This window comes from Streptomyces sp. NBC_01451, from assembly GCF_036227485.1.
GTDB lineage: Bacteria > Actinomycetota > Actinomycetes > Streptomycetales > Streptomycetaceae > Streptomyces.
This window is the reverse complement of the sequence record NZ_CP109479.1, coordinates 6,354,108-6,367,923: the sequence shown is the minus strand read 5'-3', so window position 1 is coordinate 6,367,923 and position 13,816 is coordinate 6,354,108. Positions and strand designations below refer to the sequence as shown.

Genomic DNA, 13,816 nt, shown 5'->3' with positions numbered 1-13,816 from the left:
GCGCATCGTGCACCCAATTGCTTGTGGTGGAACACCCTGGCGAATGTGCAGACATACGTCAAGTAGTTGGCGGATGACGATTTCGACAGGAGCCCACCAGGTGTCCATCAGGCACTCCGCCCTTGACCGGAGCGGTCACCGAGCCGACCATGTTGCGTATCGCTCACCATGTTGTGCAATACGCACCAACGGAGGCCGACGTGTCCCCTAAGTTTCCTCGCCCGGTACCTGGCAGTGAGTACGTCCTCACCCTCTCGTGTCCCGACAGTTCGGGGCTGGTCCACGCCGTGAGCGGCTTTCTCGTCCGGAACTCGGGAAACATCCTGGAGAGCCAGCAGTTCGACGACCGGCTCCAGGGCCGTTTCTTCATGAGGGTTCACTTCGATGTTTCCGATCCGAACGCGGACCTGGAAATCCTGCGTTACCGATTCGGCCCCGTCGCCGAGGCCTACGGCATCTCCTGGACCCTGCGGGACGCGTCGACACCGACCCGCACCCTGATCATGGTGTCCCGGTTCGGCCACTGCCTGAACGACCTCCTCTTCCGCCGCCGCACGGGTGGCCTCAACATCGAGATCCCGGCGATCGTCTCCAACCACCGCGACTTCGAGGGACTGGCGGAGAGCTACGGCATCCCCTTCCACCACATCCCGGTGACGCGGGACACCAAGCCGGAGGCGGAGGCCCGACTGCTGGAGCTGGTAAGGGAGTTGGACATCGACCTGGTGGTGCTGGCCCGCTACATGCAGGTCCTCTCCGACGACCTGTGCAAGGAGCTGGAGGGGCGCGCGATCAACATCCACCACTCCTTCCTGCCCAGCTTCAAGGGCGCGCGCCCCTACGAGCAGGCCTACGACCGCGGGGTGAAGCTCGTCGGCGCGACGGCGCACTACGTGACGTCCGACCTGGACGAGGGCCAGATCATCGAGCAGGACGTGGTGCGGGTGGACCACTCCCTCGACCCCGGCGAGCTGGTGACGGTGGGACGGGACGTGGAGGCACAGGTGCTGGCACACGCGGTGAAGTGGCACAGCGAGAGCCGGGTGATGGTCGAGGGGAGCCGGACGGTGGTGTTCCGGTGAGGGGCACGTCAGCGTGTGAGGCGCGCGCCGCCGCGTGAGGGGTGCGCCGCGGCATGAGGGGTGCGGCACCGCGTGAGACGCGCGCGTCCGTATACAGCGCCGGACGCCTCACACCCGGTCCGTCCACCCCGTCCTCGAGATACGCCGTTCCGGAGTGAGGCGTCCGCAGGAGGTCGCCGGCGGCGGGCCGACGACCCCTCACTCCCTGCGACGTACGTCTACTTGCTCGCGGCGAAGCGCATCAGGGCGAGTTCGTCGCCCTGCTTGATCTTCCCCGTCACGTTGATCACCTCAAGCTTCCAGCCGGAGCCGGACCGCACGGCCTTGGCGACGGCGCAGCCGTTGTCCGTGGTGAGCATGCTGGGCCAGATGTCGGCGACCTGCTGGGTACTGCCGCCACTCGCGTCGTACACCTTGAAACTGATGTTGCGCGCCTTCTGGAAGGAACTGCCCTTCTTGTAGGCGGCGGCGATGAACACGATCGAGGTGATGTGGGGCGGGATCTTGGCGAACTCGACCGTGACGGTCTCGTCGTCGCCGTCCCCGTGCCCCGTCTGGTTGTCCCCGCTGTGGAGCAGGGAGCCGTTGCCGATGGGGTCGAGCGAGTCGAGACCGGCCAGGCGCACCGGGTCGCCGTCGTGCAGGGCGATGGCGATCAGGTCGAGGTCGGTGCCGGTCTTGCGGCGGAGTTTGCCCATCACTCCGCCGCTCGCGCCGGAGGTGGGGTCCCATGAGGCCCCGATGGACAGATGGGTCACCCCGTCCAGGTCCGCCGGGCCGTCTTCCTTCGTGAGCGTAATCATGGACCCATACTGCCTGGGCTCCCGCCGAGGTCCCAGAACGGCCCCCATGACGGCCGGAGACTCGTCGGCACGGTTCCCGACAGACGTTCGCCGGGGGCTTGCCGGTGGTGCGGTGGCGTGAGGCCATGGCCCGGACCGCGCGGAGGAGCCGGCACCCCCGAAGCGGTCCTCAGCCGTCCAGCCGGTCCAGCAGGGCCCGCCGCCAGCGTTCCGTCTCCGCGACCTGGTTGAAGGTGAACAGGTGCAGCCCCGCCACCCCCGCCCCGGGCTCCGTGAGCGCGTCCTGCGCCCGGGAGAGCAGCCTCTCGGGCGAGTACCCCCCGGGCGCCGCGAACCGCAGGAACCACGACGCGTGCTTCGTCAGGAAGCGCGTCGACTCCCCCACCCCGATCTTCGTCGCCATCGACAGCAGCTTCGCCCGCTGTACGGGCCCCGCGACCCCCACGTGCACGGGCAGGGCGACCTCCCGGCGCCGCACCCGGCCGACCCACTCCCCCAGCACGCGCGCGTCGAAGCACAGGTTGCTGACGATGTACGTCGCGTGCTCGCGCTTGTCCCACATGGCCTGGATGGTGACGTCGTCGTGGATGAGCGGATGGCTCTCGGGGTAGCCGGTGACGCCGACCCGCGCGAACGGGCCGCCCAGCTCACCGAGCCTGCGCAGCACCGGCAGGGCACCCTCGTAGGCCCCGGCCGGGGGATCCGCGTCGCCGGCCGGCACGAAGACGTCGTCCACTCCCGTCCCGCGCAGCCGGTCGACGACGTCCTTCAGGTGCGCGTCGTCCCGCAGCAGCCGGGCGGGCACATGCGGAACCACCCGATACCCCTGCGCCGCCAGCCGCCCGACAAGGTCGAGGGTCGGTTCCAGCCCCTTGACCGGCGACGCCGTCACGGTGACGACGACGTCGCGCGGAACGTGGGCCAGGACCTTCTCCTCCGTCGCCTTCGCGGGCAGCACCTCGTAACGGACGTGCTCCAGCAGCGTCCTCAGCCCTGACGCACCCAACGCCTGCCCCTACCCCGCCTGCTGGGAGCCGGCGTCACGGTGGCGGTAGTACGCGGCCTTGGAGGCGGGCAGCGGCTCCTTGCCGAGGATCAGGTCGGCGGCCTTCTCGGCGATCATCATCACCGGCGCGTAGATGTTGCCGTTGGTGACGTAGGGCATGACGGAGGCGTCCACGACGCGCAGCCCCTCCACACCGTGCACCCGCAGACTCTCCGGGTCGACCACCGCCATCTCGTCCGCCGCGGGCCCCATCTTGCAGGTGCAGGACGGGTGCAGGGCCGTCTCGCCCTCCTTGGCGACCCATTCGAGGATCTCCTCGTCCGTCGACACCTCCGCCCCGGGCGAGACCTCGCCGTCGTTGTAGGGGGCGAGGGCGGGCTGGCTGAGGAGCTTGCGCGCCACGCGGATCGCCTCGACCCACTCCCGCCGGTCCTGCTCGGTGGAGAGGTAGTTGAAGCGCAGCGCCGGATGCTCGCGCGGGTCCCTGCTCTTGATCTTCACCGAGCCGATGGCGTCCGAGTACATGGGGCCCACGTGCACCTGGTAGCCGTGGCCGCCGGCCGGCGAGGAGCCGTCGTAGCGGACGGCGATGGGCAGGAAGTGGAACATCAGGTTGGGGTAGTCGACGTCCTCGTTGCTGCGGGCGAAGCCGCCGGCCTCGAAGTGGTTGGTGGCGGCGGGACCCTTGCGGAACAGCCACTGCAGGCCGATGAAGGGGGCGCGCCACTTCGCCATGTACGGCTGCATGGACACCGGTTGCTTGCAGGCGTACTGGACGTACACCTCCAGGTGGTCCTGCATGTTCTCGCCGACGCCCGGGAGGTCGTGGACGACGTCGACACCGAGGGCGCTCAGCTCCTCGGCGTTGCCGACGCCCGAGAGCTGGAGCAGCTGGGGGGAGTTGATCGCGCCGCCGCAGAGGATGACCTCCTTGGCGCGGACCTGCTGGAGCGCGCCCTTGCCGCGCTGGTACTCGACGCCGACGGCCTTCTTGCCCTCGAAGAGGACGCGGGTGACGAGGGCGCGCGTCCTGACGGTGAGGTTGGGCCGCTTCCGGACGGGCTTGAGGTACGCCTTGGAGGCCGAGAGCCGGCGTCCCCGGTGGACGTTCCGGTCGAACTTGGCGAAGCCCTCCTGCCGGTACCCGTTGACGTCGTCGGTGGGCGCGTACCCCGCTTCCTCGGTGGCCTTGAGGAAGGCGCCGAAGAGGGGGTTGGTGGCCGGGCCGCGTTCGAGGACGAGGGGGCCGTCGTGGCCGCGGAACTCGTCGTCGGGGTCGGCGGCGAGACAGTTCTCCATGCGCCGGAAGTACGGCAGACAGTGGGCGTAGTCCCACTTCTCCATGCCGGGGTCGGCCGCCCAGCGCTCGTAGTCCATGGGGTTTCCGCGCTGGAAGATCATGCCGTTGATGCTGCTGGAGCCGCCGAGCACTTTGCCGCGCGCGTGGTAGACGCGTCGGCCGCCCATGTGCGGTTCGGGCTCGGACTCGTACTTCCAGTCGTAGAAGCGGCTGCCGATGGGATAGGTCAGCGCCGCGGGCATGTGGATGAACACGTCCCACGGGTAGTCGGGACGCCCGGCTTCCAGGACCAGAACCCGGTTCGCCGGGTCCGCCGAGAGCCTGTTCGCAAGTGCGCTGCCGGCCGATCCGCCGCCGACGATGACGAAGTCGTATTGCAGGGGAGCCATGATGTCTCGTCTCGCTCGCGCCGTAGATACGCGAGGCATGCTAATCCAGTAGCGCGATACGCACCAGGTTGCGGGACACGCAACATGCAAGGTCTTGGTTTCGGGGTTGTTACTTGCAATGGTGTTGTTTACTGCGCGTATAGTTTCGCTGTGAGCAACCACAGCACAGACACCGAAACGTCCAATTCACAGGCCGGCGGAGTGCAGTCGGTCGACCGCGCGATCAGCGTTCTGGAGATTCTCGCCCAGCGCGGCGAGGCAGGCGTCAGTGAAGTCGCTGCCGAGATCGATGTTCACAAATCCACCGCTTTCCGGCTGCTCGGTGCCCTGGAGGCGCGCGGTCTGGTGGAACAGGCGGGCGAGCGCGGCAAGTACCGGCTCGGCTTCGGCATCGTGCGGCTGGCCGGCGCGGTCACGGGCAGTATCGACATCACCCAGCAGGGCCGCCCGGTCTGCGAGCAGCTCGCCGAGGAGATCGGCGAGACCGTCAACATCGCCGTGATGCAGGAGCACTACGCCGTCAACCTGTTCGAGGCACGCGGCCCCGGAGCCGTCAGCGCGTACAACTGGGTCGGCCAGCTGACCCCGCTGCACGCCACCTCCAGCGGCAAGATCCTGCTGGCCCACCTGCCCGCGAAGGAGCGCACCGCGCTGCTGAACGGGGCCGGCCTGAAGAAGGTCACCCCGCACACCATCACCGCGAAGACGAAGCTGGAGAAGGACCTCGCGGAGGCGAAGGAGCGCGGGTACGCCTGGACGCAGGAGGAGCTGGAGATCGGGCTGCACGCGATGGCGGCGCCGATCCGTGACCGCACCGGGACGGTCGTCGCGGCGGTGAGCGCGTCCGGGCCCTCCTACCGGTTCACCACGGAACGGCTGCACGAGCTGTCGCCGCTGCTGATCAAGGGCGCGGCGGAGATCAGTCACCGGATGGGGTATCTGGGCTGAGTTCGTTGTGCGCGGGCCCGGTGGGGGCTGGTCGCTCCCCCGCTCTCGGCTTCGCTCGACCGAGGGGACCCCCGTCGCGGCGGAGCCGCAGATCAGATACAGCCCCGCGCCCCTCGAAGGAGGGCTGCGCCCCCTTTACGGGCGCGCGCCCAGGCGCTCGGTCACCCAGTCGTGGAAGGCGCCTATGTGGTGCTCGCTCGGCACCAGGACGCCGCCCTTCGCGTAGAGCCGGGAGTGCATTCCGGGCTGTGTGCGCTCGCAGGCCTCGAAGTCCTGGCGATTGACCCGGTCGAAGAGTTCCACGGACCGGCTGACGTCCTTGCCGCTCTCGACGACGTGCGGGAGATACAGCCAGTCGCACTCGACGATCGTGCGGTCGGCGGCCACCGGGTACATGCGGTGGAAGATCACGTGGTCGGGTACGAGGTTGATGAACACCTGCGGTTTGACGGTGATCGCGTAGTAGCGGCGGTCCTGCTCCTCGGCGACGCCCGGGATGCGGTCCAGGCCCTCGGAGCCGTCGATGGTGAACCCCTGGACCTCGCCGCCGAACTCGGCGCCGTGGCCGACGTAGTACTGGGCCGCGTAGCCGTCGGCGAACTCCGGGAGCACCTCGGTCAGTTCGGGGTGGATCGTGGCGCAGTGGTAGCACTCCATGAAGTTCTCGATGATGAGTTTCCAGTTGGCCTTCACGTCGTAGACGATCCGCTTGCCCACCGAGAGGTTGTCGATGTCGTAGTGCTCGATCGACTCGACGTCACCGAGCCGCCCGATGACCTCGCCGATCACGTCCTCCTCGAAGGAGGGCGGGTTCTCCGCGAGGCAGACCCAGACATAGCCGAGCCATTCCCGCACGGCCACACCGACCAGGCCGTACTCGGTACGCCCCACGTCCGGCATCTTGGTGAGGTTGGGCGCGGCCACGAGCTTGCCGTCCAGACCGTACGTCCAGGCGTGGTACGGGCACTGGAAGGCCCGCTTGACCTCGCCGGACTCCTCCGTGCAGAGCTTGGCGCCACGGTGCCGGCAGACGTTGAAGTAGGCGCGGATCGAGTTGTCCCGCGCCCGCGTCACGAGGATGCTCTCGCGGCCCACGTCGACGGTCCGGAAGGCGCCGGGCTTCGCCAGTTCGGAGGCGCGCGCGACACAGAACCACATGGTCTCGAATATGCGCTCCTGCTCCTGCGCGAAGATCCCCGCGTCCGTGTAGGAGGAGCCGGGCAGGGTGGCGATCAGACTGTCGGGCAGGCTGGTCGAGGTCACGGTGCACTCCTCGGAGAAACGTCGTGGTCGTATGGATCGGTCAACTGGATGTCGCGTAGCGCCCCGCAGGAACGCATGCGACAGGGGCGCGGGGAACTGCGCGCCCAGCCCCCACGGGCCCGCAGCCGAATCACCGCACAGCCGGCGCAGCCAACTGCTTGCGCCACCGCACGAACAGCCGAGGCTGATTCATCCCCAGCACACCCACCGGCTCCCCGGCCCGCCGGTAGACAGCCAGGACATTGCGATCACCGACCGCGCCTTCCTCGACCGTCACACTGTCGGCGCCCCCCGCGTGACCGGCGAACTGGATCTTCACCCCGTACTGGTCGGACCAGAAATACGGCGGCCGGGGCACCCCCGGCTCCACCGCACCCCCCGCGAGCAGCGTGGCCACGGCGGCAGCGGGACGCTCCAGCGCGCCCGTCCAGTGCTCGACCCGGCGATGGGTGCCCACGCGGGGGTCGTACCAGTTGGCGCAGTCGCCGACCGCGACCACACCGGCGAGGCTGGTGCGGCCGTCGGCGCCGCACTTGACGCCGTTCTCCAGATCGACGCCGGACCCGGCCAGCCAGTCGACGCAGGGCCGTGCGCCCACCCCGACGACGACGATGTCGGCGGGGACACTGCGTCCGTCCGCCAGCAGAACGGCCTCGACGCGGCGCTCTCCGCCCAGCCCCTTGACCCCGACGCCGCACAACAGCCGTACGCCGTGATCGGCGTGGAGTCCTGAGACGACGGCGCCCATGGTCTCGCCCAGCGGTCCGGCGAGCGGTGTCGGGGCGGCCTCGACCACTGTCACGTCGAGGCCGAGGGCGTACGCGGTGGAGGCGACCTCGGCGCCGATGAAGCCGCCGCCGATCACCACCAGCCGTCCGCCGCGGGCCAGTTCGTCGCGCAGGGCGCGGGCGTCGTCGAGGGTGCGCAGGGTGTGCACGCCGGTCAGGCCCTCGGCGCCCGGCAGGGTGCGGGCGGCGGCGCCGGTCGCGATGACGATGCCGTCGGCGCGGACGTTCCGGCCGTCGGCGAGGCGGACGGACCGGTCGGTGCGGTCGAGGCCGGTCGCGCGGGTGCCCAGCAGCCACTCCGCGCGCAGGTCCTCGCCGTCCGTCTCCAGTCCGAGATCCGCCTCGCCGAGGGTTCCGGCCAGGAACTCCTTGGACAGGGGTGGTCTGTCGTACGGGCGGTGGGCCTCGTCACCGATGAGGACCAGCCGCCCGTCGTACCCCTGTTTGCGCAGCGAGCGCGCCGCCGACAGTCCGGCCAGCGAGGCGCCCACCACGGCCACCGTCCTCACGCGGGTCCCCCGGCGAGCCGGGACGCGACGCAGGGCGGCAGGTTGGGGGCGTCGGTGGACACCCGTACGTAGATCATGTCGTCCTCGACGACGACCTCGTGCGTCCGCACCGGCAGCTTGGCCGGCGGGGAGTCGACGGCGCCGGTGCGCAGGTCGAACTTCGAGGCGTGCAAGGGGCATTCCACCTCGCAGCCCTCCAGCCAGCCGTCGGCGAGCGAGGCATCCTGGTGGGTGCAGGTGTCGTCGATGGCGAAGACCTCGCCGTCGTCGGTGTGGAACACCGAGACGGGCGGGTCGATGTCGAGCCGGAAGGCCTCACCTCGCGGGAGATCCGCGAGACGGCACGCGGGAATCATCATGACACCTCGGTGCGTATAGCGAAACGGATTGCGGTAAGCGCAACGTCAGTTTGAGGGCGCCCAGAACCCTTGTCAAGAAGTCCAGAAGCCGGGATGAGCCATCACGAGGGTTGCGCCCTGAACAACACGATGCACATTGCACAACCGTGAACCGAGCGAGCCCGACGCCCGTCCGGTGTCCGTCCGAGCACGTCGGTGCAGCTCGGGCAGGCATCGGGTGGGCATCGGGCAGGCGTCGGACAGGAAAGTCCCGCACTCGGGGACGTACGGGCCGCGGATCGGCCCGTACGGTCAGAAGCCGCGGTCGATCCACTCCTGGAGGTGCGGGGCCTCGGCGGCGACGGTGGTCGTGTCCCCGTGCCCTGTGTATACGACGGTGTCGCCGGGCAGGGTCAGCAGCCGGTCCCGGATCGAGTCGACGATGGTCGGGAAGTGGGAGTAGGAGCGGCCGGTGGCCCCGGGGCCGCCCGCGAAGAGGGTGTCGCCGCCGAAGAGGGCGCTCAGGGCCGGTGCGTGGAGGGAGACCGCGCCCGGGGCATGGCCGGGGGTGTGCAGCACGGTCAGCCCGACCCCGGCGACGGTCAGCACCTGGCCGTCGACCAGTTCACCGTCGGGGGCCCGCTCCGGGTGGGTCTGCTTCCACAGGGGCAGGTCGTCGCCGTGGAGCAGGATCGGGGCGCCGGTGCGGGCGGCGAGGGCGGGGGCGGCGTCGATGTGGTCGTTGTGGGCGTGCGTGCAGACGATGGCGGTCAGGCGCCGGTCGCCGACGGCCTCCGCGATGGCGTCGGCGTCATGGGCGGCGTCGATGACGACCGCCTCGCTGTCGTCGCCGATGATCCACACGTTGTTGTCGACGTCCCAGGTGCCGCCGTCGAGCGAGAACGTGCCCGAGGTGACCAGACGTTCTATACGGGCGCCGGCCATCACAGCACCACCACCGAGCGCAGTACGTCGCCGCCGTGCATCCGCTCGAACGCCTTCTCGACCTCGTCGAGCGCGATGGTCTCGGTCACGAAGGCGTCCAGGGGGAGGCGACCCTGGAGGTAGAGGTCGATGAGCATGGGGAAGTCGCGGGAGGGCAGGCAGTCGCCGTACCAGGACGACTTCAGCGAGCCACCGCGTCCGAAGACGTCGATCAGCGGCAGCTCCAGCTTCATCTCCGGCGTCGGCACACCGACGAGAACGACCGTCCCGGCGAGGTCACGGGCGTAGAACGCCTGCTTGTACGTCTCCGGGCGGCCCACCGCCTCGATGACGACGTCCGCGCCGAAGCCGCCGGTCAGCTCACGGATCGCCTCGACCGGGTCGGTCTCCTTGGAGTTGACCGTGTGGGTCGCGCCCATCGTGCGGGCGGTGGCCAGTTTCCGGTCGTCGATGTCGACGGCGATGATCTTCGCGGCGCCGGCCAGGTTCGACCCGACGACCGCCGCGTCCCCGACCCCACCGCAGCCGATGACCGCGACCGTGTCGCCGCGTCCGACGTTCCCGGTGTTGATGGCGGCACCGATACCGGCCATCACGCCACAGCCCAGCAGCCCCGCGACAGCGGCCGAGGCCGCCGGGTCGACCTTGGTGCACTGCCCGGCCGCGACGAGGGTCTTCTCGGCGAAGGCGCCGATACCCAGCGCGGGCGACAGCTCGGTGCCGTCGAGCAGGGTCATCTTCTGCTTGGCGTTGTGCGTGTTGAAGCAGTACCAGGGCCGCCCGCGCAGACACGCCCGGCAGTTCCCGCACACCGCACGCCAGTTGAGGATCACGAAGTCACCGGGAGCCACGTCCGTGACCCCCTCCCCCACCGACTCCACGACCCCGGCAGCCTCGTGCCCGAGCAGGAAGGGGAAGTCGTCGTTGATCCCGCCCTCGCGGTAGTGCAGGTCGGTGTGACAGACCCCGCAGGCCTGGATCTTCACCAGCGCCTCGCCCGGCCCGGGGTCCGGCACGAGGATCGTCTCCAGGCTGACGGGGGCACCCTTGCCCCGCGCGACGACAGCACGGACCTGGTGAGTCATGGCCACTCCTCGACTGCTGGATGTTGCTCATTACGGCACGCATCTCACGTGTCGCAACAAAGCATCATGGAGGGCGGAGCGGCGGTCAAGGATTCAGACGTTCCTCCGGTACTGGCCCCCGATCTCGAAGAACGCCTCGGTGACCTGGCGCAGGGTGCACACCCTGGCCGCCGCCATCAGCGCCTCGAAGGCGTTGTCACCGCCCACGGCGGCCTCCTTCAGCCGGGCGAGCGCCTGCGTGGCCTCCGCTCCGTGCGTGTCCCGGAAGTCGCGTACGCGCGCGAGCTGGGACTCCTTCTCCGTCTCCGTGGCACGGGCGAGCTCGACCTCGTGGGGCGCTCCCTCACCGCCGGGCCGGCGGAAGGTGTTGACGCCGATGATGGGCAGCGAGCCGTCGTGCTTGCGCTGCTCGTACAGCATCGACTCGTCCTGGATGCGCCCGCGCTGGTAGCCGGTCTCCATCGCGCCGAGCACGCCACCGCGCTCGTTGATCCGGTCGAACTCGGCGAGCACGGCCTCCTCGACCAGGTCGGTGAGCTGGTCGATGATGAACGACCCCTGGAGCGGGTTCTCGTTCATGGCGAGGCCCCACTCGCGGTTGATGATGAGCTGGATCGCCAGCGCCCGCCGCACCGACTCCTCGGACGGGGTCGTGACTGCCTCGTCGTAGGCGTTGGTGTGCAGGGAGTTGGCGTTGTCGTAGATGGCGATCAGGCCCTGAAGGGTGGTGCGGATGTCGTTGAAGTCCATCTCCTGGGCGTGCAGGGACCGCCCGGAGGTCTGCACGTGGTACTTCAGCTTCTGACTGCGCTCCCCCGCCCCGTACCGCTCCTTCATCGCGACGGCCCAGATGCGGCGGGCGACCCGGCCCAGCACGGAGTACTCCGGGTCCATGCCGTTGGAGAAGAAGAACGACAGGTTGGGCGCGAAGTCGTCGATGCGCATACCGCGCGCCAAGTAGGCCTCGACATAGGTGAATCCGTTGGCCAGGGTGAAGGCGAGCTGGCTGATCGGGTTCGCCCCGGCCTCGGCGATGTGGTAGCCGGAGATGGACACCGAGTAGAAGTTGCGGACCTTCTGCTGGATGAACCACTCCTGGATGTCGGCCATCATCCGCAGGCTGAACTCGGTGGAGAACAGGCAGGTGTTCTGCCCCTGGTCCTCCTTCAGGATGTCGGCCTGCACGGTGCCGCGCACGTTCGCGAGCGCGTGCGCCCGCAGTTCGGCGGCCTCCTCGGGCGAGGGGTCGCGCCCCTCCGCCGCCCGGAACTTCTCCACCTGCTGGTCGATGACGGTGTTGAGGAAGAACGCCAACACGGTCGGCGCCGGGCCGTTGATGGTCATCGACACCGAGGTCGTCGGCGCGACGAGGTCGAACCCGTCGTAGAGCGCCTTCATGTCGTCGAGGGTGGCCACCGAGACGCCGGACGTGCCGACCTTGCCGTAGATGTCGGGGCGTTCGTCGGGGTCACGGCCGTAGAGGGTGACGGAGTCGAAGGCGGTGGACAGGCGGGTGGCCAGCTGGCCCTCGGAGAGCAGCTTGAAGCGCCGGTTCGTACGGAACGGGTCGCCCTCCCCGGCGAACATCCGCGCCGGGTCCTCGCCGTCGCGCTTGAAGGGGAACACCCCGGCGGTGAACGGGAAGAGGCCGGGCAGGTTCTCCCGGCGCCAGAACCGCACCAGCTCGCCGTGGTCGGTGAAGGCGGGCAGCGCGACCCGGGGGATCCGATTGCCCGACAGGGACTCACGGTTCAGCTTCGTACGGATCTCCCGGTCCCGTACCTTCACCACCTGCTCGTCACCGGAGTACGACGCCACGACCGCGGGCCAGTTCCGGATCTGGTCGCCGATGTCGTGCGGGAGGTCGCGGTGGGCGGCGGCGAGCAGCGACTCCACACCCGCCGGGTCGGAACCGGCCTCGACCAGCTCGCCCTTGACCGCGTCCAGGCGCTGCACCCGGCGGGCCGCTTCGGCCAGCGCCTCGGTCCGGTCGTGGTAGGCGCGGACCGCCTCCGTGATCTCGGCGAGGTAGCGCACCCGTTCGGCGGGCACCACGCGCCGGATGCCGGAGGAGTGCCGTACGGCGACCGGCGCCAGGGTGCCCTCGGACAGCGGCAGCCCCCGCTCGGCCAGACCGGCCCGCAGGTGCTGGTAGAGCGCGGTGACACCGTCGTCGTTGAACGTGGCCGCCGAGGTGCCGTACACCGGCATGTCCTCCGGCTTCCTGCCGAACGCCTCGTGGTTGCGCACCAGTTGGCGGCCCACGTCACGCATGGCGTCCTTGGCGCCGCGCCGCTCGAACTTGTTGATCGCCACGACGTCGGCGAAGTCGAGCATGTCGATCTTCTCCAGCTGCGAGGCGGCACCGAACTCCGGCGTCATCACGTACAGCGAGGTGTCGACGTACGGCACGATCGCCGCGTCGCCCTGCCCGATGCCCGGTGTCTCCACGATCACCAGGTCGAACCCGGCGGCCTTGATCACGTCGATCACGTCGGCCAGGTGCTCGGGCAGCTCACGGCTGCCGCGGGTGGCCAGGCTCCGGAAGAAGATCCGGCCGCCGTCCAGGGAGTTCATCCGGATGCGGTCGCCGAGCAGCGCACCGCCGCCCCGACGCCGGGTGGGGTCGACGGCGATCACCGCGATCCGCAGCTTGTCCTGCTGGTCGACACGGAACCGGCGCACCAGCTCGTCCGTGAGGGACGACTTCCCGGAGCCGCCGGTACCGGTGATCCCGAGAACGGGCGTGACCCGTGCCGCGGCGGCGGCGCGCACCTGCTCCAGCAACTCCGGCGGCAGCTTGCCGAGTTCCGCACCGGTGATCGCGCGGGCGATGGCGAAGCGGTCACCGGTCAGGACGGCGGCGGCGTCGACGGGCTTGCTGTCCCAGAGGTCGAAGTCGCAGTCCTTCACCACCGAGTTGACCATCCCGGCGAGGCCCATCCGCTGCCCGTCCTCGGGCGAGAAGATGGTCACGCCGCTGCGGCGCAGCCGGGTGATCTCCTCGGGCACGATGACGCCGCCACCGCCCCCGACCACCTGGATGTGCTCGGCCCCCTGCCCGCGCAGCGACTCGACGAGATACTCGAAGTACTCCACGTGCCCGCCCTGGTACGACGAGACGGCCACCCCGTGCGCGTCCTCCTCCAGCGCCGCGTCCACGACCTCCCGCACCGACCGGTTGTGCCCCAGGTGGATCACCTCGGCACCCTGGGACTGGAAGATCCGCCGCATGATGTTGATCGAGGCGTCGTGCCCGTCGAACAGCGCCGAGGCGGTGACCAGGCGGACGGGGTGCACGGGACGATGGAGATCGTTCACGGTCATGGGGGCCTTCCCGAAACGCGCCCGGGAGCGCGA

11 protein-coding genes are annotated in these 13,816 nt (G+C 69.5%); 2 read left to right on the top strand and 9 right to left on the bottom strand.

Going from position 1 to position 13,816, the window contains the following annotated elements; genetic code table 11:
* Window positions 1-200 precede the first annotated feature (200 nt).
* Window positions 201-1,082: a formyltetrahydrofolate deformylase gene (purU, locus tag OG595_RS28000; protein ID WP_329276712.1), complete on the top strand. Its 882-nt coding sequence runs from the start codon at window positions 201-203 to the stop codon at window positions 1,080-1,082.
* Window positions 1,083-1,300: 218 nt separating this feature from the next.
* On the opposite strand, the gene OG595_RS27995 is transcribed toward purU, so the two are convergent.
* The 3 genes from OG595_RS27995 to betA all read right to left on the bottom strand — a co-directional run bounded on the left by OG595_RS27995 (window position 1,301) and on the right by betA (window position 4,580).
* On the bottom strand, window positions 1,301-1,885 hold the full coding sequence (locus tag OG595_RS27995) for a TerD family protein (RefSeq protein WP_329276710.1): 585 nt from the start codon (window positions 1,883-1,885) through the stop codon (window positions 1,301-1,303).
* A 169-nt stretch (window positions 1,886-2,054) separates the two neighbouring features.
* Window positions 2,055-2,891: a 5,10-methylenetetrahydrofolate reductase gene (locus OG595_RS27990; RefSeq protein WP_329276708.1), complete on the bottom strand. Its 837-nt coding sequence runs from the start codon at window positions 2,889-2,891 to the stop codon at window positions 2,055-2,057.
* Between the two features lie 9 nt (window positions 2,892-2,900).
* Window positions 2,901-4,580: a choline dehydrogenase gene (gene betA / locus OG595_RS27985; RefSeq protein ID WP_329276706.1), complete on the bottom strand. Its 1,680-nt coding sequence runs from the start codon at window positions 4,578-4,580 to the stop codon at window positions 2,901-2,903.
* Window positions 4,581-4,781: 201 nt separating this feature from the next.
* Here betA and OG595_RS27980 point away from each other — a divergent pair, with 201 nt between their 5' ends.
* A complete protein-coding gene (locus OG595_RS27980; RefSeq protein ID WP_329283261.1) occupies window positions 4,782-5,528 on the top strand; it encodes an IclR family transcriptional regulator in 747 nt (248 codons plus the stop codon).
* 135 nt (window positions 5,529-5,663) lie between these two features.
* On the opposite strand, the gene OG595_RS27975 is transcribed toward OG595_RS27980, so the two are convergent.
* From OG595_RS27975 to icmF, 6 genes are all read right to left on the bottom strand, one after another.
* The gene (locus tag OG595_RS27975) at window positions 5,664-6,791 is read right to left on the bottom strand and encodes an aromatic ring-hydroxylating oxygenase subunit alpha (RefSeq protein WP_329276704.1); all 1,128 of its coding nucleotides are present in this window, start codon (window positions 6,789-6,791) and stop codon (window positions 5,664-5,666) included.
* A 130-nt stretch (window positions 6,792-6,921) separates the two neighbouring features.
* The gene (locus OG595_RS27970; RefSeq protein WP_329276702.1) at window positions 6,922-8,088 is read right to left on the bottom strand and encodes an NAD(P)/FAD-dependent oxidoreductase; all 1,167 of its coding nucleotides are present in this window, start codon (window positions 8,086-8,088) and stop codon (window positions 6,922-6,924) included.
* Window positions 8,085-8,447, bottom strand: a complete 363-nt coding sequence (locus tag OG595_RS27965; protein ID WP_329276700.1) for a bifunctional 3-phenylpropionate/cinnamic acid dioxygenase ferredoxin subunit — start codon at window positions 8,445-8,447, stop codon at window positions 8,085-8,087. The genes OG595_RS27970 and OG595_RS27965 overlap by 4 nt, the downstream gene beginning before the upstream one ends.
* A 291-nt stretch (window positions 8,448-8,738) precedes the next feature.
* Window positions 8,739-9,371 carry an MBL fold metallo-hydrolase gene (locus tag OG595_RS27960; protein ID WP_329276699.1) on the bottom strand — a complete coding sequence of 211 codons (633 nt, stop codon included), beginning with the start codon at window positions 9,369-9,371 and terminating at the stop codon, window positions 8,739-8,741.
* Entirely contained in the window at window positions 9,371-10,456 is a 1,086-nt protein-coding gene (locus OG595_RS27955) for an S-(hydroxymethyl)mycothiol dehydrogenase (RefSeq protein ID WP_329276697.1), read from the bottom strand. Before OG595_RS27955 ends, OG595_RS27960 begins: the two co-directional genes overlap by 1 nt.
* A gap of 93 nt (window positions 10,457-10,549) precedes the next feature.
* Window positions 10,550-13,777 (bottom strand): fused isobutyryl-CoA mutase/GTPase IcmF, encoded by a 3,228-nt coding sequence (gene icmF / locus OG595_RS27950; protein WP_329283258.1) that lies wholly within the window; start codon window positions 13,775-13,777, stop codon window positions 10,550-10,552.
* Between the last annotated feature and the right edge of the window lie 39 nt (window positions 13,778-13,816).

Coding starts and splice junctions, on each gene's coding strand:
- OG595_RS27960 (WP_329276699.1), bottom strand. CDS start 9,371: ATGGCCGGCGCCCGTATAGAACGTCTGGTCACCTCGGGCACGTTCTCG.
- betA (WP_329276706.1), bottom strand. CDS start 4,580: ATGGCTCCCCTGCAATACGACTTCGTCATCGTCGGCGGCGGATCGGCC.
- OG595_RS27965 (WP_329276700.1), bottom strand. CDS start 8,447: ATGATGATTCCCGCGTGCCGTCTCGCGGATCTCCCGCGAGGTGAGGCC.
- OG595_RS27955 (WP_329276697.1), bottom strand. CDS start 10,456: ATGACTCACCAGGTCCGTGCTGTCGTCGCGCGGGGCAAGGGTGCCCCC.
- OG595_RS27995 (WP_329276710.1), bottom strand. CDS start 1,885: ATGATTACGCTCACGAAGGAAGACGGCCCGGCGGACCTGGACGGGGTG.